Raw genomic sequence first — 22,017 nt, forward strand, 5'->3', positions numbered from 1 at the left:
CTTACCAGCCCTGTCCCATCACCGGATAATTCTGGTCCAGCCCCGGCGTGCCCGTCACCGGAACCGGCGGCGGCACGTTCTGCCGCACCAGCAGACCGGGGATCAGCACCTGGGGTGCCGTCACCCGGTCATTCACACTGCCACTGACCGGGGCAGAGCCGGCCGGGGCCGTCGCCTCGGCAACCCGGTCCGCCGGGGCATCGGCCCTGTTCGCCGGTTGTCCACCAGCGGCGGGGGGGCTTTCGCTGCCGCTGCTGCTGTTGCTGGCGGGTGAGGACGCGGGCGGGCTACCCGGCTGCAGAACCGCCGCCACGGTACTGCCACCGGGTGTCCCGGCGTTGGCGATACTTGGCAAAGGTGGCGGCACATTGCTGATGGCATTCACCTGGGTGACCGGCACCACCGAGGCGACCGGCCCCGGCAATTGCCCGGCGGGGGGCGCTGTCACGGTCAAAGTGCCCTCCTGATAGGCGATCGTATAATTGGCCGCAACGGCCCCGCTGGCCGTGATGCGGTAGGATCCCAGATCGGACAGGCTGGTGGCCGGGGTCGCCACACTCAACCCGCTGACAATGCCGGCGCTGTCACTATTGACGAACCCGTCATAGATCACCGTGAAAGCGGGGTTCGCCCCCCCCCGCACCCGGCTGGCATCCGCCACCCGGATGGTCAGTGCTGCCGGAATGACCGTCAAGGTGCCGGATTGCAGGCTGATCGTGTAGTTCGCAGCCGTGGCCCCCGACAGGCTGATCCGATAGGCACCGACATTGGATGCCGGCGTGGCATCCGCGCTGAGGGTCAAACCGCTGACCACCGAGGCCGTGTCGCCATTGAGCAGCCCATCATAGCGCGCCGTGAAGGCGGGGTTGGAGGCACCATAGGTGCGGCTGGCATCGTTGGCACGGATGGTCAAGGCGGCCGGCGTGATGCTCAAGGCCCCCGCCTGATAGCTGATGCTGTAATTCGCCGCCGTGGCTCCCGAGCCGGTGATGGCGTAGCTGCCGACACCCGATGCAGCCGTCGCACCCGTCGCCAGCGTCAAGCCGCTGACCACCGACGCCGTGTCCCCATTGACCAAACCGTCATAGCGCGCCGTGAAGGCTGGGTTCGCCGCACCATAGGTCCGGCTGGCGTCATTGGCCCGGATAGTCAAGGCGGCGGGCGTAATGCTCAACGCCCCCGACTGATAGCTGATCGTGTAATTCGCCGCCGTCGCTCCCGAACCGGTGATGGCATAGCTCCCCACGCCAGACGAAGCCGTCGCGCTGGTCGCCAGCGTCAAGCCGCTGACCACCGACGCCGTGTCCCCATTCACCAACCCATCATAGCGCGCCGTGAAGGCCGGGTTCGCCGCGCCATAGGTTCGGCTGGCATCGTTGGCACGGATGGTCAAGGCGGCCGGCGTGATGCTCAAGGCCCCCGCCTGATAGCTGATGCTGTAATTCGCCGCCGTGGCTCCCGAGCCGGTGATGGCGTAGCTGCCGACACCCGATGCAGCCGTCGCACCCGTCGCCAGCGTCAAGCCACTGACCACCGACGCCGTGTCACCATTCACCAAACCGTCATACCGGGCCGTGAAGGCGGGGTTCGCCGCACCATAGGTGCGGCTGGCATCATTGGCGCGGATCGTCAAAGCCGCCGGGGTGATGCTCAATGCCCCCGCCTGATAGCTGATGCTGTAGTTCGCCGCCGTCGCACCCGAACCGGTGATGGCGTAGCTGCCCACACCCGATGCCGCCGTCGCGCTGGTCGCCAGCGTCAAGCCGCTGACTACCGAGGCTGTGTCGCCATTCACCAACCCCTCATACCGCACCGTAAAGGCCGGATTCGCCGCCCCATAGGTGCGGCTGGCATCGTTGGCGCGGATAATCAAGGCTGCAGGAGTGATGCTCAAGGCCCCCGCCTGATAGCTGATGCTGTAGTTCGCCGCCGTCGCTCCCGACCCGGTGATGGCGTAGCTGCCCACACCCGATGCCGCCGTCGCGCTGGTCGCCAGCGTCAAGCCACTGACCACTGACGCCGTGTCGCCATTGACCAAGCCATCATAGCGCGCCGTGAAAGCCGGGTTCGCCGCCCCATAGGTGCGGCTGGCATCGTTGGCCCGAATGGTCAAGGCAGCCGGGGTGATGTTCAGCGCGCCCGCCTGATAGCTGATCGTGTAATTCGCCGCCGTCGCTCCCGACCCGGTGATGGCGTAGCTGCCCACGCCTGACGACGCCGTGGCACCCGTCACCAGCGTCAAGCCACTGACCACCGACGCCGTGTCGCCATTCACCAACCCGTCATAGCGCGCCGTGAAAGCCGGGTTCGCCGCCCCATAGGTGCGGCTGGCATCATTGGCGCGGATCGTCAAAGCCGCCGGGGTGATGCTCAATGCCCCCGCCTGATAGCTGATGCTGTAGTTCGCCGCCGTCGCACCCGAACCGGTGATGGCGTAGCTGCCCACACCCGATGCCGCCGTCGCGCTGGTCGCCAGCGTCAAGCCGCTGACTACCGAGGCTGTGTCGCCATTCACCAACCCGTCATAGCGCGCCGTGAAAGCCGGGTTCGCCGCGCCATAGGTGCGGCTGGCATCATTGGCGCGGATGGTCAGAGCCGCCGGGGTGATGCTCAATGCCCCCGCCTGATAGCTGATCGTGTAATTCGCCGCCGTCGCTCCCAACCCGGTAATTGCGTAGCTGCCCACCCCTGACGACGCCGTGGCATCCGTCCCCAGCGTCAACCCACTGACCACTGACGCCGTGTCGCCATTCACCAACCCATCATAGCGCGCCGTGAAAGCCGGGTTCGCCGCGCCATAGGTGCGGCTGGCGTCGTTGGCGCGGATGGTCAAGGCGGCTGGGGTGATGCTCAATGCCCCAGCCTGATAGCTGATCGTGTAATTCGCCGCCGTGGCACCTGATCCGGTGATGGCGTAGCTGCCGACACCCGACGCCGCCGTCGCACTGGTCGCCAGGGTCAGGCCGCTGACCACCAAGGCCGTGTCGCCATTGACCAACCCATCATAGCGCGCCGTGAAAGCAGGGTTCGCCGCGCCATAGGTCCGGCTGGCATCGTTGGCCCGGATGGCCAAAGCCGCCGGGGTGATGCCCAGCGCTCCAGCCTGATAGCTGATCGTGTAGTTCGACGCCGTGGCACCCGAACCGGTGATGGCGTAACTGCCCACGCCCGACGCCGCCGTTGCGCTCGTCGCCAGCGCCAGGCCGCTGACCACCGAGGCCGTGTCGCCATTGACCAACCCATCATAGCGCGCCGTGAAAGCTGGGTTGGCCGCGCCATAGGTGCGGCTGGCATCGTTGGCACGGATCGTCAAAGCCGCCGGGGTGATGTTTAGCGCCCCTGCCTGATAGCTGATCGTGTAATTGGCCGCCATCGCACCCGAACCGGTGATGGCGTAGCTGCCCACTCCCGACGCCGCCGTCGCACTGGTCGCCAGCGTCAAGCCGTTGACCACCAAGGCCGTGTCGCCATTGACCAACCCATCATAGCGCGCCGTGAAAGCAGGGTTCGCCGCGCCATAGGTCCGGCTGGCATCATTGGCACGGATCGTCAAAGCCGCCGGGGTGATGCTGAGCGCACCCGCCTGATAGCTGATCGTGTAGTTCGACGCCGTGGCACCCGAACCGGTGATGGCGTAACTACCCACTCCCGACGCCGCCGTTGCGCTCGTCGCCAGCGCCAACCCACTGACCACCGAGGCCGTGTCGCCATTCACCAACCCATCATAGCGCGCCGTGAAAGCCGGGTTCGCCGCGCCATAGGTGCGGCTGGTATCGTTGGCACGGATCGTCAAAGCCGCCGGGGTGATGCTCAAGGCCCCAGCCTGATAGCTGATCGTGTAGTTCGCCGCCGTCGCACCCGAGCCGGTAATGGCGTAGCTGCCAACACCCGACGCCGCCGTCGCGCTGGTCGCCAGCGCCAACCCACTGACCACCGAGGCCGTATCGCCATTGACCAACCCATCATACCGCGCCGTGAAAGCCGGGTTGCCAGCGCCATAGGTCCGGGTGGCATCGTTGGCACGAATGGTCAAGGCGGCCGGGGTGATGCTCAAGGCCCCCGCCTGATAGCTGATCGTGTAATTCGCCGCCATCGCACCCGAACCGGTGATGGCATAGCTGCCGACACCCGACGCCACCGTCGCGCTCGTCGCCAGCGCCAGGCCGCTGACCACCGAGGCCGTGTCGCCATTGACCAACCCATCATAGCGCGCCGTGAAAGCTGGGTTGGCCACCCCATAGCTCCGGCTGGCATCGTTGGCGCGGATGGTCAAAGCCGCCGGGGTGATGTTTAGCGCCCCTGCCTGATAGCTGATCGTGTAATTCGCCGCCGTCGCCCCCGATCCGGTGATGGCATAGCTGCCGACACCCGACGCGGCCGTCGCGCTCGTCGCCAGCGTCAGGCCGCTGACCACCGACGCTGTGTCGCCATTGACCAACCCATCATACCGCGCCGTGAAGGCCGGGTTGGCAGCGCCATAGGTGCGGCTGGCATCGTTGGCCCGGATGGTCAAGGCGGCTGGGGTGATGCTGAGCGCACCCGCCTGATAGCTGATCGCGTAATTCGCTGCCGTGGCACCCGACCCGGTGATGGCGTAGCTGCCAACACCCGACGAAGCCGTCGCGCTGCTGGTCACCAGCGTCAAGCCGCTGACCACCGACGCCGTGTCGCCATTGACCAAGCCATCATAGCGCGCCGTGAAAGCCGGGTTCGCCGCCCCATAGGTGCGGCTGGCATCATTGGCGCGGATCGTCAAAGCCGCTGGGGTGATGCTGAGCGCCCCAGCCTGATAGCTGATGCTGTAATTCGCCGCCGTCGCACCCGAACCGGTGATGGCGTAACTGCCGACACCCGACGCCGCCGTTGCGCTGGTCGCCAGCGTCAGGCCGCTGACCACCGAAGCCGTGTCACCATTCACCAACCCATCATAGCGCGCCGTGAAAGCCGGGTTGGCCGCGCCATAGGTGCGGCTGGCGTCGTTGGCGCGGATGGTCAAGGCAGCCGGGGTGATGTTCAGCGCGCCCGCCTGATAGCTGATGCTGTAGTTCGCCGCCGTGGCTCCTGCCCCGGTGATGGCGTAGCTGCCCACGCCTGACGACGCCGTGGCGCTGGTTGCCAACGTCAAGCCGCTGACCACCGACGCCGTGTCGCCATTCACCAACCCGTCATACCGCGCCGTGAAAGCGGGGTTCGCAGCGCCATAGGTGCGGCTGGCGTCGTTGGCGCGGATGGTCAAGGCGGCTGGGGTGATGCTCAATGCCCCCGCCTGATAGCTGATCGTGTAATTCGCCGCCGTCGCACCCGAACCGGTAATGGCGTAGCTGCCCACGCCTGACGACGCCGTGGCACTGGTTGCCAGCGTCAAGCCACTGACCACCGAGGCTGTGTCACCGTTCACCAACCCATCATAGCGCGCCGTGAAAGCCGGGTTCGCTGCCCCATAGGTGCGGCTGGTATCATTGGCGCGGATGGTCAAGGCCGCCGGGGTGATGCTGAGCGCCCCCGCCTGATAGCTGATGCTGTAGTTCGCCGCCGTCGCACCCGAACCGGTGATGGCGTAACTGCCGACACCCGACGCCGCCGTCGCGCTGGTCGCCAGGGTCAGGCCGCTGACCACCGAGGCCGTGTCACCATTCACCAACCCATCATAGCGCGCCGTGAAAGCCGGGTTCGCCGCGCCATAGGTGCGGCTGGCGTCGTTGGCCTGGATAATCAAGGCCGCAGGCGTGATGCTCAGCGCACCAGCTTGATAGCTGATCGTGTAATTCGATGCCATGGCACCCGAACCGGTGATGGCGTAGCTGCCCACGCCCGACGCCGCCGTGGCACCCGTCACCAGCGTCAAGCCACTGACCACAGAGGCCGTGTCGCCATTCACCAACCCGTCATAGCGCGCCGTGAAGGCCGGGTTCGCCGTGCCATAGGTGCGGCTGGCATCATTGGCAGTAATCACAAGCGCCGCCGGATTGATTGTCAGCGTGCCAGTGGCATAGCTGAAATCATAGCCCTTGCTGTTGGCAAGCGTGCCCTGGCTGATGGTGATCGTATAGGTGCCCACCCCCGACGCGGCGGTGGCACTGGTACCCAGCAGGGCCGCCCCGCTGATGGTATTGTCCAGCGTGTCCCCCGCCTCAAACCCGGTGATCGTATAGGTGAAGGCGGGATTGGCAGCACCATAGGCGCGCGTAAAGCCGTTGGCAGTGACGGTCAGGGTGCCGCTGGCGGCATAAAGCACCAGATTGCCGCTCTGCGTCACGCCGGCGGGCGGATGATCGGCATAGGAGCGGCCGCGCAGCACGGTACCCGACAGCGTGCCCAGATCAGCCGTGGCGGCAGAGCGGGAATAGATCAGCCAGCGGCCACCGGCCGTCACGCTGGCTGTGTCGTCGGCCTTGAAATCGCGGGTGCTGGCCAGGATGATATCGTGCCCGGCCCCGCTGTTGCGCAGCGTCGCCGCGTCCCCCAGGATTAGGTCAACCCCATCGGCCAGCAGTTGCAGGGTGCCGGCACCGGCATCCACATCCCCCACCATCAGGGTGCTGGTGCTGCGGATATCCACCCCGCTGCCGGCCTTGATCGTGCCCAATTCGCTGATCCGGTTGGCCCCGGTCAGTGACAGGCTGCCCACCGCATCGGCATTCAGCACCCCGGCCGTCAACACGCTGGAGCCGGTCTGGCTGATGCCGCCGCCATTCAGGCTGAGGCTGTTTTCGCCGGCATTGACGGCACCCGACAGGATGATCCGGCCATCGGCCCCATCCATGCGCAGCCTTGTGCGGCCGGTCAGGGCCACATCGCCGACACGCAGCTCCCCCGAACCCTCCAGATGACCGACGGTCCGCTGGGTGAAGCTGCTGGAAATGGCCGCCATCTCAGCCGCCGAAATATGCAGGGAGCCGGTGACCCCATCCCCCAGCCCGATACTGTCTCCGCTGTCCTGCGTGGTAATGGCGATGGTACCAGCGCCCAGAATGGCGGCCCCGCCGCTGATGGCCAGATCGCGCAATTCCAGCGACAGCGTGGCATCCGACCCCGCCTGCCCCAGCACCGCGCCATTGCCCAGCCACAGGCCGACGCCCTTTTCACCATGGCTATCGGCGCTGGCCCCGCTGTCCCCATCGGCGGTGATGGTCAGTTCCGCCCCGGTGGTGCCGGCGATCACCGCCCCATCCACCACCACACCCAGACTGTCGGCACCGGAAGAACCGGTCCCGGCCGTGCCGCCGGTGCCGTTCAGCACCAGCCGGCCGCCATTGATGGTCAGGCGGGTGGCAGCCCCCTGGATCCGCACCCCGTCATTGCCGCCATCGTCGCTGTCTTCCGGCCCGGCCAGGTCGGTGGTCCCGCCAGTGCCGGTCAGGCGCATGGCCCCCGTCGCAACCGACAGGGCCGCCCCGTCGGCGATGACGATGCCGCTATTATCGCCCTGCCCCCGGCCGACGCTGTTGGTGGCGGTGCCGCGCAGGCTCAGGCCGCCGCTCCCCGTGATGGAAAGGCGGGTGCCCGCCCCGCTGACCAGCACGCCATAGCTGCCGCCACCGGTCCCGGATGCCTCCCCATAAAGGCTGATATAGCCGTCGCCGGCGCTGAGCACGCTGCCATTGGTGATGGCGATGCCGTGATTGCCGCCGGAAGCGCCGAAATCACTGCCGCGACCGCGCAGGGTGATTTCCCCCTGATCGATGCTGATGGAACTGTTGGACAGGGTGATACCGGCCGCATCGCTGGCCGTGCCGGTGGCGCTGTAGATTTCCAGCAGGCTGGTCGTATCCAGCCCCGGCCCGCCGGACAGGATGACCCAGCCATGATCGGCATGGATGTTGGTATCGGTCAGCACGATGGCACCCTGGCCGCCGCTGCGATGGCCGGCAACCAGGGTGATATCGCCGCTGCTGGTGCGGATATCGGCTCCGGTCAGCCGCATGGTGCCGCCAGCGGCGACCACAATATCGCCGGCACCGCTGGTCAGCTTGAAGGCACCGTCGATATTGCCGCGCGCGTCCAGGGTGATGCGGCCGCTGCCGCTGGTGGTGAGCTGGGTGCCGCTGGTCAGGAATTTGATGCTGCCTTCCGCTGCCCCGCTGTCCAGCCCGGCCTTCAGCGACAGGGAGACATTGGGCAGCATGGTGACGCCGCCCGCCGCCAGATCGCGGATGATGATGTTATTGTCGGCTTCCAGATAGACAATGCTGGCGCTGCTGGCCGCCAGACTTTCCACCGAAACGCCCAGATCGGCAGCCCCGACTCCCGACAGGTCGGCCAGATCGTCGATGATGATATCGGTCGGGTCCAGCAGCAGCGTACCGCCCTTGCCGGCAAGCGCCCCCAGCGAGAGAGCGCCGGTCAGCCGCACCCCACCCTTGGAGGAGACCTCAACAAAGCCGCCATCACCGCCGGCCGTCCCGCCCTGGGCGGAAATCGCCCCTTCCGCCTCGGTCGTTTTGCGTGACCAGAGCGTGATGCGGCCGCCATCGCCCTGCGCCTTGGCATCGGCGCTGATCTGGCTGGCCGCATCCATGGCGACCGTCTGCGCCAGCCGGTCCGCCTTGGGCGAACCGCCGATGGAAACGCTGCCGCCACCCGATGCCCCATCGGCGGACAGGTTGGCCCCGGTCAGCGCGATGGCCCCGCCATCCACGCTGATGCCGCCGCCCTGGCCGCTGGCGGCAGAGGCATCAACCCGGCCCGACAGCTCCACCGAGACGCCATCATCGCCAGCGATGATGATCCGGCCGCCGCGTTCCTGCACCGTCTGGGCCTGGATGCTGCCGCTGCTGTTGATCACGCCGGCCATGGCATCGCGCCCGCCGCGTGCCGTCAACAGCACGGTCCCGCCATCGGCACCCAGATGGCCCTGGTTCAGCACCTGACCGGCGGCACTGCCGGCCGGCACGGCGAAGCTCAACAGCCCGTCGCCAGCCAGATCCAGGGTGAAGCTTTCCGCACCGGACAGCACCACATGGCCCAGCCGCGCCTCCACCACGCCCTTATTCTGCACGATGCCGGCGGCCAGGGCGGCATAGCCACCCTCCGCCACCCGGATCACGCCCTGGTTGACGATGCGGGACAGGCTGTCGGCCAGTTCGATCCGCACCGTGCCGCCGGCCAGGAAGGATTGCTCATCCAGCCGGCCCGTGCTGGCCAGGAAGCCGGCGGCATTGATCTGCGCTGTGCTGCCGAAGAAAATCCCCGCCTCATTCAGCAGGAAGACCTGTCCATTGGCCGACAGGGTGCCATCGAACCGCGTCGCCGCCCCGCCGGTGACGCGGTTGACCAGCAGGGAAGTACTGCCCGGCTGATTGACCTGCACATGCTGGCCCGCCGCCGTATCAAAGCGCGACCAGTTGACCAAAGCCCGATCGCTGGACTGGTTGATGATGGTCTGGGCGCCGTTGGTTTCGATTCCCACCCTGCCCGACACCACGCTGGCCCCTGTCGGGGCAACAGCCGGGGCCTGCTGCGCCTGGGCCTGCAAGGCCAGCGCGCTGACACCCGACAGCAGCATGAACAGCGGCAAGGCACGGGGGGAAAAGGCGTTTTTGCGGGGCACGGGGGCGGAACCTTGCCGGTTTCGGGGGCGCGGAAAGGGCGATGGCCAGACCTTCCCGCCCATTCTTAGCGGGTTTGCCCCCTATGCCGCTTGGTTGGCGCTCTATGAACGGGGATTTATCAACGCCGGTTGACAAACCTGCCACCCGCCTTTGCCCCCGCCGGCTTTCGTGAAATGACCTGCGCAATCATGCACATGAATGGTTCCCTGAAAATGCCCCGGCACCTGGGATGGACGCTGTTGACGGGTGGCCTGCTGCTGGCCGGCATTCCGGCTGCCCAGGGCCAGTCCGCGCCCCCCGCCCTGCCGGGCGCGGTGCAGCCGGGGCGCGGCACCCTGCCGCCCGCGATTGAGGAACAGCAGCGCCGCCCGCCGGAAGCCAAACTGCAATTTTCCATCCCCACGCAGAACCGGTCCCGCCCGGCGCCCAAGGAGGGGCAGGAGCTGCGCTTCACCCTGCGGGCGATCCAGGTGGAGGGGGCCAGCATCGTCGGCCCCGCCTTCTATGATCCGCTGATCCAGCCTTTGCTGGGCCACCCGGTGACGCTGGCCGAGGTGGCGGCCCTGGCCGATGCCATCCAGGACCGTTACGTCGCCCTGGGCTATGTGCTGACGCGCGCCTATGTGCCGGCGCAGGAACTGGCGGACGGCACCCTGCGCATCCGCGTCATCGAAGGGCATATCGACCGGCTGCTGGTGGAAAAGGGCGATGCCGCCATCACCGACCGGCTGACGGCCATGACAGCGGCGGCGATTGCCACCAAGCCCGCCCGCATCGACCGGCTGGAACGCGCCCTGCTGCTGGCCGATGATCTGCCGGGCACCGATATCAATGCCGTGCTGCGGCCGGGGGCGGATTTCGGGGCGGCGGAACTGGTGGTCACGGTGGCCCGTCAGCCCTGGGGCGGGTCGGCAGGCATCGGCAATCACGGGTCAGACTATGCCGGCCCCTGGAGCCTTTATGCCGATCTCTACGCCAATGGCCTGCTGGGGCAGGAAGAACAGATCGGCCTGACCGTCTCCGGCACGCCGGACAGCCGGGAACAGCGGGCGGTGAATGGCCGCTATCAGCAGCCGCTGGGCGGTGATGGCTGGCTGCTCTCCAGCCAGGGTTCCTGGTCACGCGGGCGGCCCGGTGCCTCGCTGCGACCCTTTGCTGTCCGCACGGAAAGCTGGTCGGCCGGGCAGCGGCTGGCCTATCCCATCATCCGCTCGCGTAGCTTGAACCTGCAGGGTGAGGTGGGATGGACGGCGCAGCAGGCCAAGGTGGATATTCTGGGCTTTCCCTATACGCAGGATGATTGGCGCAACCTGAAAGGGCAATTAACCCTGTCCTGGAGCGGCTGGGCCGGTACAGCGTTTCAGCTTTCCACCGGGCTGACCCAGGGGCTGGATATGCTGGGTGCCTCCCCCAAGGCCGGTAAAATCACGTCGCGCAGCGGGATCGATACCGGCTTCACCAAGCTGGAAGGACAGGCCACCGGCAGCGTGCGGCTGGCCGAAGGGCTGGCCGCCACGCTCAGCCTGTCGGGCCAATGGACCGATGATGTGCTGGTGGCCGGCGAAGAGTTCGTGCTGGGCGGCAGCCGCTTCGGCCGCGGCTATAACAGTGGCGATCTGGCGGGGCCGCGCGGCATGGCCGCCAGTGCCGAACTGCAGTATCGCCTGCCCTGGTCCGGGCGGGTCGTACAGGCTGCGACCCTCTATGCCTATGCGGATTGGGGGCGGGTGTGGCAATCTGTGGCGCTGGATGCCGATCTCACCTCAATCGGGGGTGGCGTCCGGCTGGCGCTGCCGGCCGGTTTCAGCCTGTCCGGGGAGGTGGCGGTGCCCTTGACCAAACTGGACCTGCCCGGCCTGACCGACCCCGATCCGCGTTTCTTCATCGATCTGGCCGTCTCCTTCTGAGGGAAATTTCACCATGGCCCTGAACCGCCTGTCCGCCCTTGCCCTGCTGCTGACCGCCGCCACCGCCCTGCCCGCCGCTGCCGCCGAACTGGTGGTGGTGGAATCCAGCGCACCGGCCCTGGCCCCTGGTCAGGTGCTGGATAGCGAGGCAGCCTTGTCGCTGCCGGCGGGCAGCCGGCTGGTGCTGGTCTCGGCCGATGGTGCCACCATCAACCTGCAGGGGCCGTTCAGCGGCAAGCCGGGCAATGGTGCCGGCGGCAGCAGCGGCGGGGTCACCCAGTCGCTGGCCAGCCTGCTGAGCGCGCGGGACAGTGACACGGCGTCGCTGGGTGCCGTGCGCGCCGCCAGCAGCGCCCAGCCGCTGCCCCGCCCCTGGCTGGTGGATGCCAGCCAGTCCGGCCATGGCTGCCTGCAACCGGGGGCCGCCCCGGTGCTGTGGCGCGCGGCGACGGCGGCCACCGACCTGACCCTCGCCCCGGCCGACCGCGCCTGGACCGCCACCACCCCCTGGCCCGCCGGCGCGCAGGATCTGGCCCTGCCGGCCGATGTGCCCTTTGCCGATGGGGCAACCTATCTGTTTGACATGGATGGCAAAAGCAGTGCTGTCACCCTGCATGTCGCCCCCGAGGCGGTGAAGGGTGACCGGATGCTGGCCGCCTGGATGCTGGCCAAGGGCTGCGAACGCCAGGCCCAGGCCCTGGGCAGGCAACTGGCGGGGAAGTGAGGTCACCCCCGCCATTCGCGGCGCAGAATGGCGTACTGCATGGTGTTTTCGTAAAGCGGCGTGCCGTTCGCGTCCTTGCCGAAACTGATATAGTCGAGGAACAGCCCCTCCTGCCGCATTCCCAGCCGCTGGCACAGGCGTTGCGACGACAGGTTGGTATCTTCCACATAGGCATAAAGCCGGCGGGCCTGTTTGACCGTGAACAGATGGGCAAACAGGGCCCGCGCCGCCTCTGACGCATAGCCGGCCCCGGCGACATCCGGGTTGAAATTCCAGCCGACGGAATAGGTATCCGGCTCCTCAAACATCGCAAACAGGTCGCCGATCAGCCGGCCGCCATCGCGCAGGCAGACGGCAATATGCTCATCATCCTGGCTGCGCTTTTCAACTTCTGCTTCGGCGGCGGCAAGATCATCCAGCTTGAGCGAGAAAAAACAACTCACCGTCGGCTTGTACAGATAAGCCCATAAATCCGCCGCATCCCCGGTCTGGAATTTCCGCAGGATCAGCCGGTCGGTTTTGATCATGTCCATTTAAAGCTCTGCTGCCTCAGTCTTGTGTTTTATTTTGCTGACGTCAGATAGGTATTGATTGCAGGCTCCACCAGGGACAGCAGCAAAAACATCCCGCTGTTCGGCCCTTGCATCCGGGCGGGCTTGCTGGCAAGCCTGGGGCCCTGTCCCGTGACCTCACCATCTTGAAAGCTGACCGCCATCATGCCCGGCCCCGTCACCGTTGATTTCTATTTCAGCCCGGCCAGCCCTTATGCCTATCTGGCATCCACGCAACTGTCGAAGCTGCAGATTGAAACCGGCTGCCGGGTGGATTGGTATCCCGTCTCTGCCCGGGCGCTGAACCGGGCGGCGGGCTATGATCTGGAACAGGCGGTGCCGCATTCCGGCCAGTTCCGCCCCGATTATCGGCGCACTGACCTGGAGCGCTTCGCCCGGCTCTATGGCGTGCCCTTCCGTGATTACAAGGATGTGGTGATGCCCAATCCGCCGCGTCTGGCGCTGGCCTGCGTGGCGGCGCGGCGGTTCGATGCCGGGCAGGTCTTCGCCCGCACCCTGATGAAGGCCATCTTCGTGGAAGGGGCCAGCCCCGCCGATGATGCGCTGTGCCTGCGCATCGCCAATGATGCCGTCGGCATCGAACCCCACCTGTTCGAACCGATGCTGAACGACCCGGAAACCGCCGCCCAGGCCGCTGGTTTCGTTTCTGCCGCCGTCAAGGCCGGCTGTTTCGGCGTGCCCAGCTTTGTCGTGGCCGGCAAGGAAATGGTCTATGGCAATGACCGGCTGTCATTGCTGCGTCAGGCAGTGCTGGACGCCAAACAGGCCGGCTGACCAGCGGCCCTTGAGGGATACAATACCAACCGGCCTGAAGGTTTAGCTTCAGGCCGGTTGGAGGCCGGCGACTGCCGGCCCGGCACCACGTGGTGCCGCAAGCCAAGGGCGCGGATGCGCCCGCCCGGCGCATGAGGGAGACGCGTATAAATTCATCCGCTGCTGTTGGCCGGGGTGGGCATCGTCAGCGGCTGAATGCTCTGGATCAGATAGACACCATCGGGCGGATAGCGACGTTCCACCTTGGCGCGCGCCGCTGCTTCGTCTGCGGCCCAGACACGGAAGCGGCGGCTGCCCACCCAGGGCGGCATCTGCCGGCTGTCGGGCTGCGGGCCGGCACTGTCCACAATGACCAGCCAGCCCCGGTCCAGCACGCCGCGCCGTTCATCCAGCACGAAGATGCGGTTTTCCGGTCGGGCCAGCTGGTGCATCTCCTCCTCGAAACGAACCAACTCCTCGCTCAACAGATCGGCGGTGCGTTGAACATTGCGTACCTCCCGGCCCAGCGTCAGGCTCTCCCGCGCGGCCGCGCGCAGCCGCTCCGTCTGCTGGCCCTGTTTGGCAATCACGGTCTGGTACCGTTTGCGCGCCGCCCGCACGCGGCGCATGGCCTGATCAAGGCCGATAGCCACCGCCATGAAGACCAGCAATGCCGCCAGGAGCAACGAAACGTTCATCGCACTCCCTTCCCGTTCACCCCAGCCTCAACCGGCCACAGCCTTGGCCGTTTCCTGACCCTCGGCGGGGCCCGCCTGCTCCAGCGAGATGGATAACGTACTGAAACCCAGCGGCACAGGGTAAAAGCGCTGGATTTCCTTGCGGGCATCGCCCAGCGAATCGGCCCAGACCTCCACGATCTGCGGCTGGGCCCATTCGCCATCCAGGGTGGGGTGGCGCTTGCGGTCGGCCACCGCCATCTGCACCTGCCGGTTCACCAGCCAGGCGCGGAATTTCAGGAAGGCCTGCCCTTCCGCCCCCACCACGCGGATAGGGGCCTGTGCCTCCCGCCGCGCATCGGCCAGCGCCTTATCCTGCAGGAAACGGCGGCGGCGCAGATCGGTGATTTCCGCCGTCAACACCCCCAGCCGGGCACGGCGGTCGCTGCGCCGTGTGTCAAACTTGGCTTCCAGCAGGGAACGGCGGGGCAACGCTTCCTCCGCCCGGCGCAGATCGGGACGTGACAGGATGCTGCTTTCCACGAAGCGGCCCAGCAGATAGGTGAAAAGATAGGCACCGAAGCCCATCATCACCCCCACCATGATCCCGTGCATGTAACCCATCGCCATCCGGCCCGTCTGTCCGCACGAACATGTTATGCGTCCCTGCCGCCTGGAATATCCGCCAGCAGAAACCCTACACGCTCTAATATACCCGCGCTTCGGGTGCCAACGATATAGCGCCTGCTGCCTAGGCCCCATCCGAAAGTGAAAAATTAACAAAGCGGCGCCCGCCGGGCGTGCCGGGCATGACGGGTTTGCGTGGCGCCGGGCCGCCCGTCCTTGCTGACGGGCCGCACCCTGGATAGGGTATCGCCGTTTGGGAGAATTCCGGGTAACGGGGTGAACTTGTCTTACATCAGCACGCGCGGCCAGGCGCCGTCCCTGGCTTTCGACGAGGTTCTGCTGGCGGGGTTGGCCCGCGATGGCGGGCTTTATGTGCCGGCGGCGTGGCCGCAGCTCACCCCGGATGATCTGCGCCGTTTCCGTGGCCTGACCTATGGCGAACTGGCGGTGGAGGTGATGCTCCCCTTCCTGGGCGGCACCATCACCCGCGATGATTTCGCCCGGCTGGTCAATGCCGCCTATGGCAGCTTCGCCCATAAGGCGGTGGTGCCGCTGGTACAGATCGACCAGCGCACCTGGATGATGGAACTGTTCCACGGGCCGACATTGGCCTTCAAGGACGTGGCCTTGCAGCTGCTGGGCCAGTTGTTCGACCATGTGCTGGCCAAGAAGGACAGCCGCGTCACCATCGTCGGTGCCACCAGCGGTGACACCGGCTCGGCCGCGATTGAGGCCTGCCGCGACCGGGAACGGGTGGATATCGTCATCCTGCACCCACAGGGCCGCACCTCGGAAGTGCAGCGCCGGCAGATGACGACGGTTCTGTCCAGCAACGTGCATAACGTCGCCCTTCAGGGCACGTTCGATGATTGCCAGGATGCCGTGAAGGCGATGTTCAACGACCAGCCGTTCCGCGATGCGCTGAACCTGTCGGCCGTGAACTCCATCAACTGGGCCCGCATCATGGCCCAGATCGTCTATTACGTGGCGGCTGCCGTGGCGCTGGGTGCGCCGGATCGGGAAGTGGCCTTTGCCGTGCCCACGGGCAATTTCGGCAATGTCTATGCCGCCTATGCCGCCCGCCAGATGGGCGTGCCGGTGAAGCGCCTGATTGTCGGCACCAACGAGAATGACATTCTGGCCCGCTTCTTCGCCTCTGGTGCGATGCAGGCCGACGGGGTGGTGCCGACCATCAGCCCGTCAATGGATATTCAGGTCTCCAGCAATTTCGAACGGCTGCTGTTCGACCTGATGGACCGGGACGGCGCCGCCGTCGCCCAATGCATGGATGGTTTCCGTAAAACCGGCCGGTTTGAGGTGAGCCAGGGTCAGTTGGCCCGCGTGCGGGAATTGTTCGAGGGCTATCGCTGCGACACCACCGAGACGCTGTCGGTGATGAAGCAGGCCTATGAAGGTTCCGGCTATCTGGTTGATCCGCATAGTGCCGTTGGCGTCGCCGCCGCCCGCGCGTCGGATCTGGACCCGTCGGTGCCTTTGGTGGTGATGGGGACCGCCCATCCGGCCAAGTTCCCCGATGCGGTGGAAAAGGCCACCGGCGTGCGCCCGCCGCTGCCGCGTCATCTGGCCGATCTTTATGACCGGGTGGAGAGGATGGACATCCTTCCCAACGATATCCAGATATTGAAAGATCATGTGAAAGCCCGCGCCCGCATTCTGGGCAACTAAGACATTGATGGAAGAAAGCCCTACGTGAGCAACTTCGCTTTCCCGACCCCTGAGAATATCCGCCTGACCACCCTGCCCAACGGGCTGCGGGTCATGACCGACACCATGCCGCATGTGGAGACCGTGACGGTCGGCGTGTGGTTTGGTGTCGGCAGCCGGCATGAACCGCTGGCCGCCAATGGCGTGGCCCATGTGGTGGAACATATGCTGTTCAAGGGCACGCCGACGCGCGACGCCTTCGCCATCTCGGCGGAGATCGAGAATGTCGGCGGGCACCTGAATGCCTATACCAGCCGCGAACAGACCACCTATTACGCCAAGGTGCTGAAGGAGGATCTGGGGCTGGCCATGGGCATCCTGGCCGACATGGTGCAGCACCCGCTGTTCGATGAGGGGGAGCTGGAAAAGGAACGCCAGGTCATCATTCAGGAAATCGGTCAGGCGGAGGATACGCCCGACGATATCGTCTATGACCATTTCCTGGCCACCGCCTTCCCCGGCCAGCGGCTGGGCCGCCCGGTGCTGGGCACGGCGGATATTGTCGGTTCCCTGCCGCGTACCGCCCTGATGGATTATGTGCATGGCCGCTACGTTCCGGCCAATATGGTGGTCGCCGCCGCCGGCAATGTGACCCATGAGCAGGTGGTGGAACTGGCCGCCCGCCTGTTCACCGACCTGCCGACCGGTGAGGCCATCCAGGCCGAACAGGCGCTGTATCAGGGTGGGGAGTTCCGGGAGGAGCGCGATCTGGAGCAGGTGCATCTGCTGCTGGGCTTCCAGGGCCTGTCCAACACCGATCCTGATCTCTATGCCACGCTGATGCTGTCCACCCTGCTGGGCGGCGGCATGTCGTCCCGCCTGTTCCAGGAGGTGCGGGAGAAGCGCGGGCTGGTCTATTCCATCCACAGCTTCAACTGGTCGATGGCCGATACCGGCGTCTTTGCCATCTATGCCGGCACCGGCCCGGAAAGCACGGGCGAACTGGTGCCGGTGGTGTGCGAGGAGGTGCGCCGGCTGGCGCGCAGCCTGACCCAGGATGAGGTGTCGCGCGCCCGCGCCCAGTTGAAGGCCAGCCAGTTGATGGGGCTGGAAAGCACCACCAACCGGGCCGAACAGCTGGGTTCGCAGATGCTGTCGCATGGCCGCTACATCCCGCCGGCCGAGACGGTGGCACGGCTGGATGCGGTGGATCTGGACGCCATCGCCGCCTGCGCCGACCGTATCTTTGCCAGCAAACCCACCCTGACGGCCCTGGGTCCGCTGGAGGGGCTGGAAAGCTATGACGACGTGGCCGGGCGTCTGGTGGCCTGAGCCGATAACAATAATAAGAACAGCAAAGGGGGGCGGCTTCGTTGATCAGATTGATCCCCGATGGGTTATTGAGCCCCCCGGCACTGCGCGTGGATGGCGCCCGTGTCTATATCCGCCCGGCCCAGCCCAAAGACTGGCGCCCCTGGGCGGAGTTGCGGGAGGCCAGCCGGGATTTCCTGGTGCCATGGGAACCAACCTGGCCGCCCGATGCCCTGACCCGCGAAGCCTTCAGCCGCCGCCTGCGCCGGCAGGCCGGCGAATGGCGCGATGATGAGGCCTATAGCTTCCTGGTCTTCACCCAATCGGGGGACGAGGTGGTCGGCGGCATCGGCCTGACCAATGTGCGCCGGGGCGTGGCCCAGATGGGCACCATGGGCTATTGGGCCGGCAAGCCTTATGCCCGCCATGGCTACATCTCAGAGGGCGCCCGGCTGATGCTGTCCTTCGCCTTCGGGCAGCTGGGGCTGCACCGGGTGGAAGCCGCCTGTCTGCCCAGCAATATCCCCAGCAGCGGCCTGCTGGAAAAGGTGGGCTTCACCCGCGAAGGCTATGCCCGCGCCTATCTGCGCATTGATGGCAAATGGGCCGACCATCTGCTCTATGCCATGCTGCGCGATGATTGGGCAGCGCGCGGCGAGATGGCGAATCCGGCCCCGGTGCGCGTGCCCTGAAAACATGGATGCAGGGTTTGGCCGCAAGCGCCGTATAAGAAGCGGCGCATTCTGCCCTTCAGGGCATTAAATTTAAATTATCAATTAAATTTCATTTAAAATTACATTTTCCAATCAACATAAAATAAAAATTCCAATCACATCAAAAAAAATCGAAGTATCAATCCCTCATCGAAAATCAGATTCATGGGATATTTTTTCCAAAATTATCACGAATTTTTGAAAATTTACTGCGCTAATTCAGATGGTGCCAATTTTTAAATTCTTATGATACTTATAGATTTCTATATTTTTTACTCAAATTTCGAAATTTTTCCGGTAAAAAGAATTTTTTTCCTATTGGATACACTCTCTTTCCCTTGCAATCCTGTGACCACGAAGCCACAGCCCCCTGGAATCCGGCCCTAATTGTAACTGAACCGTTGCAGACTGTCGCGGGCGCGCCATGAATCTCACCATTGGGCTAAGCCATTGCGCATAAACAAAAGGCCCAGGCAATCCGACAGGGGATTATGATGATAAAGAAACAAGCATTGATCGATGGCCGTCTGCGTCGCAGCCTTCTGATTGGTGCCGCTATCGGCTTGGCAGTCGTTTCAACCGCCTCCGCGCAGGAGCCGGTTATTGAAGAAATCGTGGTGACGGGTTCGCGTATCGCCCGCCCCGAACTGACCAGCTCCAGCCCTGTCGCTGTCGTCGATGCCGCCGCTTTCGAGCAGGCCGGTGCCGCCACCGTGGACAGCGTGCTGAACGAGCTGCCGCAGATCATCCCCTCGTTGGGTTCCTTCTCCAATAATGGCGGCAATGGTTCCGCCACGGTCGACCTGCGCGGTATCGGACCTTCCCGCACCCTGGTGCTGGTCAATGGACGCCGCTTCATCCCCACCAATGGCGATGGCACGGTCGATCTGAACAATATCCCCGCCTCCCTGGTGAAGCAGGTGCAGGTGCTGACGGGTGGCGCCTCGGCCGTTTACGGTTCCGACGCCATCGCCGGCGTCGTGAACTTCATCCTCAACGATGAATTCCAGGGCGCCCAGGCCAGCGCGCGCTATGGCATCACCGGTGAAGGGGATGGCAAGGAACGCAATATCAATTTCACCCTGGGTACGGGTTCGGAAGATGGCCGCAGCCATCTGACCTTCTTCGCCGAATATAATAAGCGCGATGAAGTGATGGCCGGCGACCGCGACTTCTCCAAGCAGGCGCTGACCGAAGGCGTGGTCGACGGCAAGCCGACCCTGCTGTTCAGCGGCTCCACCAACACCCCCGGTGCCCGTCTGGCCCGCGGCACGACGGTGCTGACCTGGGATGCCAATGGTGTTCCGCGGAACTTCAATTCCACCCGCACGCCCACCAGCGCCGGTGACCTGTATAATTTCTCGCCGGTGAACTATCTGCGCGTGCCGCAGGAACGCTGGTCGCTCTATGCCACCGGCAAGCATGAGGTGAATGACCATATCAACCTCTATGCGGAAACCACCTACACCTCCAACCGCGTGCCGCTGCAGCTGGCTGAAACGCCGGCGAATATTCCGCAGCCGCGTCCCGGTGTGCCGCCGATCCGCATCAACCTGACCAACCCGCAGCTGACGGCCCAGACGGTGGCCCAGCTGCGCGCCCTTTATCCGGCCTCGGCCGATCCCACCTTCGTGGCGCCGGCTGGCTTCACCGCCAATGATTATGCCAGCATCACCACGGCCAACGCCCTGTCCCGCCGCATGACGGAACTGGGCCCGCGTGAGCAGGATAATAACCAGAACGCCTTCAACACCACCTTTGGCACCAAGGGCGATCTGTTTGGTGACTTCAAGTACGACACCTACTTCACCTTCGGCCGCGTCAGCCGCGATGTGATCGTGCGCAATGACGTGTCGTCGTCCCGCCTGCGCCAGGCGCTGAACGCCACGCGTGACGCCGCTGGCAACGCCGTCTGCGTTGACGCCGCGGCCCGCGCCCAGGGCTGCGTGCCGATCGATATTTTCGGGCCCGGCCGCATCTCCAAGGCTGCGGCTGCCTATGTGCGGTCCGATACCAACCGGATGCAGGAATTCGAACAGCAGGTCTGGAACGGGTCCATCAGCGGTCCGCTGTTTGAACTGCCGGCCGGCGCGCTCTCCGTGGCCATCGGCTCCGAATGGCGCAAGAACAAGTATTTCGACCGGGTGGATGACAGCATCCGTACCGGCGACATTCTGGGCTTCAACCCAGCCTTGTCCTCGGCCGGTTCCTTCGACGTGTGGGAAGGTTTCGCTGAAACCTATATCCCGCTGGTGAAGGATCAGCCCTTCTTCCATAACCTGTCGGCCGAAGCCGCCTTCCGCTATTCCGATTACAGCTCGGTCGGCGGCGTGACGGCCTGGAAGGCTGGTATGGAATGGTCGCCGGTGGCCGATATCGGCTTCCGTGGCCAATTCCAGGCCGCTGTGCGTGCGCCCAACGTGCTGGAACTGTTCCGTGGCGGTCAGGTCAGCTTCCCGACCCTGAATTCCACGGTTGACCCCTGCCTGCTGTCGACCGCCGCCAATTATGACCGCAACTTCTGTATCAGCCAGGGCGTGCCTGCCGGCGTGGTTGGCACGGCGGCCTTCAATGCCGGCCGTCCGACCCAGCTGCAAAGCCTGATCCAGGGTGCCTCCGTCGTCGGTGCCGAGCTGAAGGAAGAGGAATCCAAGACCTGGACCGTCGGTGCCGTGCTGACCCCCAGCTTCCTGCCGGAATTCACGGCCACGATTGACTGGTGGCAGATCAAGCTGGAAGACCGCATCGGTGATTTCGGCGGCGGTGCCGCCGGCGTGATCCGCGACTGCTTCACCAGCAAGAACCTGCAGAGCACCAACTGCCGCGCCATTACCCGTACCGCCGACGGCTATCTGGCGGTGGTGCAGGTGCCGACCGTCAACAATGCCAACCGCAACACGGCCGGTGTCGATTTCGGCTGGGTCTGGAACGGCGATCTGCCCGACAGCCTGGCGCTGTTCGGCGATGGCACCTTCCGCATCAAGAACGACGTGACCTATCGCTACAAGTATGATGACCAGCCGGCGATCAACGGCTTCGTCTACAAGTGCGCCGGTTACGGTGGCCCCAGCTTCTGCGGTGAGCCGCTGCCCCGCTTGAAGAGCACGGCCAGCTTCACCTATCGCAGCGGCCCACTGACGACCACGATGCAGGTGAACTATATCGGTTCCTGGAAGAACGAGGCGCTGTTGACGGGGTCCGCGGCCAACACGCTGGTCTATCCGGAGGTGGATGACTACTACTTGTTCGACCTCAGCGGTTCTTATGAAGTGCTGGAAGGCGTCACCGTCTCTGCCGGTGTGACCAACCTGTTCGACAAGAAGCCGCCGATGCTGCCGGACACCATGATCGGTTCGCAGCAGAACACCTTCTCCAACACCTATGATGTGCTGGGGCAGCGCTTCTTCCTGTCCACCACGGTCAAGTTCTGATCGTGGCGGTGACGGTGGCGGGGGCCTCCCCGTCACCGACGGCCGGTCCCGACCGGTCTTTATGTTACGATTGCTTCATTTGCCTT

Annotated in this window: 12 protein-coding genes; 7 read left to right on the forward strand and 5 right to left on the reverse strand. The window is 65.2% G+C overall.

Annotation, left to right across the window (positions count from 1 at the left end; genetic code table 11):
- Position 1: 1 nt before the first annotated feature.
- Positions 2 to 9,550, reverse strand: a complete 9,549-nt coding sequence (locus tag PCJ49_RS08115; protein ID WP_269910480.1) for an MBG domain-containing protein — start codon at positions 9,548 to 9,550, stop codon at positions 2 to 4.
- A 213-nt stretch (positions 9,551 to 9,763) separates the two neighbouring features.
- Between PCJ49_RS08115 and PCJ49_RS08120 the strand changes: the two genes are divergently transcribed.
- Both PCJ49_RS08120 and PCJ49_RS08125 read left to right on the forward strand, forming a co-directional pair.
- Positions 9,764 to 11,458, forward strand: coding sequence for a ShlB/FhaC/HecB family hemolysin secretion/activation protein (locus tag PCJ49_RS08120; protein ID WP_269910481.1), 1,695 nt, complete (start codon positions 9,764 to 9,766; stop codon positions 11,456 to 11,458).
- Between the two features lie 13 nt (positions 11,459 to 11,471).
- The gene (locus PCJ49_RS08125; protein ID WP_269910482.1) at positions 11,472 to 12,182 is read left to right on the forward strand and encodes a hypothetical protein; all 711 of its coding nucleotides are present in this window, start codon (positions 11,472 to 11,474) and stop codon (positions 12,180 to 12,182) included.
- Between the two features lie 2 nt (positions 12,183 to 12,184).
- On the opposite strand, the gene PCJ49_RS08130 is transcribed toward PCJ49_RS08125, so the two are convergent.
- Together PCJ49_RS08130 and PCJ49_RS08135 are read right to left on the reverse strand one after the other, a co-directional pair.
- Positions 12,185 to 12,715 (reverse strand): GNAT family N-acetyltransferase, encoded by a 531-nt coding sequence (locus PCJ49_RS08130; RefSeq protein ID WP_269910483.1) that lies wholly within the window; start codon positions 12,713 to 12,715, stop codon positions 12,185 to 12,187.
- A 29-nt stretch (positions 12,716 to 12,744) separates the two neighbouring features.
- Entirely contained in the window at positions 12,745 to 12,900 is a 156-nt protein-coding gene (locus tag PCJ49_RS08135) for a hypothetical protein (RefSeq protein ID WP_269910484.1), read from the reverse strand.
- On the opposite strand from PCJ49_RS08135, the gene PCJ49_RS08140 reads away from it, so the two are divergent.
- On the forward strand, positions 12,899 to 13,528 hold the full coding sequence (locus tag PCJ49_RS08140; RefSeq protein WP_269910485.1) for a DsbA family protein: 630 nt from the start codon (positions 12,899 to 12,901) through the stop codon (positions 13,526 to 13,528). The genes PCJ49_RS08135 and PCJ49_RS08140 overlap by 2 nt on opposite strands.
- Before the next feature lie 152 nt (positions 13,529 to 13,680).
- Here PCJ49_RS08140 and PCJ49_RS08145 read toward each other — a convergent pair whose 3' ends face one another.
- Both PCJ49_RS08145 and PCJ49_RS08150 read right to left on the reverse strand, forming a co-directional pair.
- A complete protein-coding gene (locus PCJ49_RS08145; RefSeq protein ID WP_269910486.1) occupies positions 13,681 to 14,205 on the reverse strand; it encodes a hypothetical protein in 525 nt (174 codons plus the stop codon).
- Positions 14,206 to 14,232: 27 nt separating this feature from the next.
- Positions 14,233 to 14,814 (reverse strand): hypothetical protein, encoded by a 582-nt coding sequence (locus PCJ49_RS08150; protein WP_089367386.1) that lies wholly within the window; start codon positions 14,812 to 14,814, stop codon positions 14,233 to 14,235.
- A gap of 279 nt (positions 14,815 to 15,093) precedes the next feature.
- On the opposite strand from PCJ49_RS08150, the gene thrC reads away from it, so the two are divergent.
- The 4 genes from thrC (at position 15,094) to PCJ49_RS08170 (ending at position 21,931) form a co-directional block, all read left to right on the forward strand.
- Positions 15,094 to 16,497, forward strand: coding sequence for a threonine synthase (gene thrC / locus PCJ49_RS08155; RefSeq protein WP_269910487.1), 1,404 nt, complete (start codon positions 15,094 to 15,096; stop codon positions 16,495 to 16,497).
- A 93-nt stretch (positions 16,498 to 16,590) separates the two neighbouring features.
- Complete coding sequence (locus PCJ49_RS08160; RefSeq protein ID WP_269910515.1) at positions 16,591 to 17,808, forward strand: pitrilysin family protein; 1,218 nt, start codon at positions 16,591 to 16,593, stop codon at positions 17,806 to 17,808.
- Positions 17,809 to 17,849: 41 nt separating this feature from the next.
- Complete coding sequence (locus PCJ49_RS08165; protein ID WP_089286329.1) at positions 17,850 to 18,479, forward strand: GNAT family protein; 630 nt, start codon at positions 17,850 to 17,852, stop codon at positions 18,477 to 18,479.
- 512 nt (positions 18,480 to 18,991) lie between these two features.
- Positions 18,992 to 21,931 (forward strand): TonB-dependent receptor, encoded by a 2,940-nt coding sequence (locus PCJ49_RS08170; RefSeq protein ID WP_269910488.1) that lies wholly within the window; start codon positions 18,992 to 18,994, stop codon positions 21,929 to 21,931.
- The last annotated feature ends 86 nt before the right edge of the window (positions 21,932 to 22,017 follow it).

It is taken from the genome of Niveispirillum sp. BGYR6 (assembly GCF_027568365.1).
GTDB lineage: Bacteria > Pseudomonadota > Alphaproteobacteria > Azospirillales > Azospirillaceae > Niveispirillum.

Excerpts from the sequence above, each read along its gene's own strand:
- PCJ49_RS08120 (WP_269910481.1), top strand. The coding sequence starts at position 9,764 with ATGCCCCGGCACCTGGGATGGACGCTGTTGACGGGTGGCCTGCTGCTG.
- PCJ49_RS08125 (WP_269910482.1), top strand. The coding sequence starts at position 11,472 with ATGGCCCTGAACCGCCTGTCCGCCCTTGCCCTGCTGCTGACCGCCGCC.
- PCJ49_RS08130 (WP_269910483.1), bottom strand. The coding sequence starts at position 12,715 with ATGGACATGATCAAAACCGACCGGCTGATCCTGCGGAAATTCCAGACC.
- PCJ49_RS08140 (WP_269910485.1), top strand. The coding sequence starts at position 12,899 with ATGCCCGGCCCCGTCACCGTTGATTTCTATTTCAGCCCGGCCAGCCCT.
- PCJ49_RS08135 (WP_269910484.1), bottom strand. The coding sequence starts at position 12,900 with ATGATGGCGGTCAGCTTTCAAGATGGTGAGGTCACGGGACAGGGCCCC.
- PCJ49_RS08145 (WP_269910486.1), bottom strand. The coding sequence starts at position 14,205 with ATGAACGTTTCGTTGCTCCTGGCGGCATTGCTGGTCTTCATGGCGGTG.
- PCJ49_RS08150 (WP_089367386.1), bottom strand. The coding sequence starts at position 14,814 with ATGGCGATGGGTTACATGCACGGGATCATGGTGGGGGTGATGATGGGC.
- PCJ49_RS08160 (WP_269910515.1), top strand. The coding sequence starts at position 16,591 with ATGACCGACACCATGCCGCATGTGGAGACCGTGACGGTCGGCGTGTGG.
- PCJ49_RS08170 (WP_269910488.1), top strand. The coding sequence starts at position 18,992 with ATGATGATAAAGAAACAAGCATTGATCGATGGCCGTCTGCGTCGCAGC.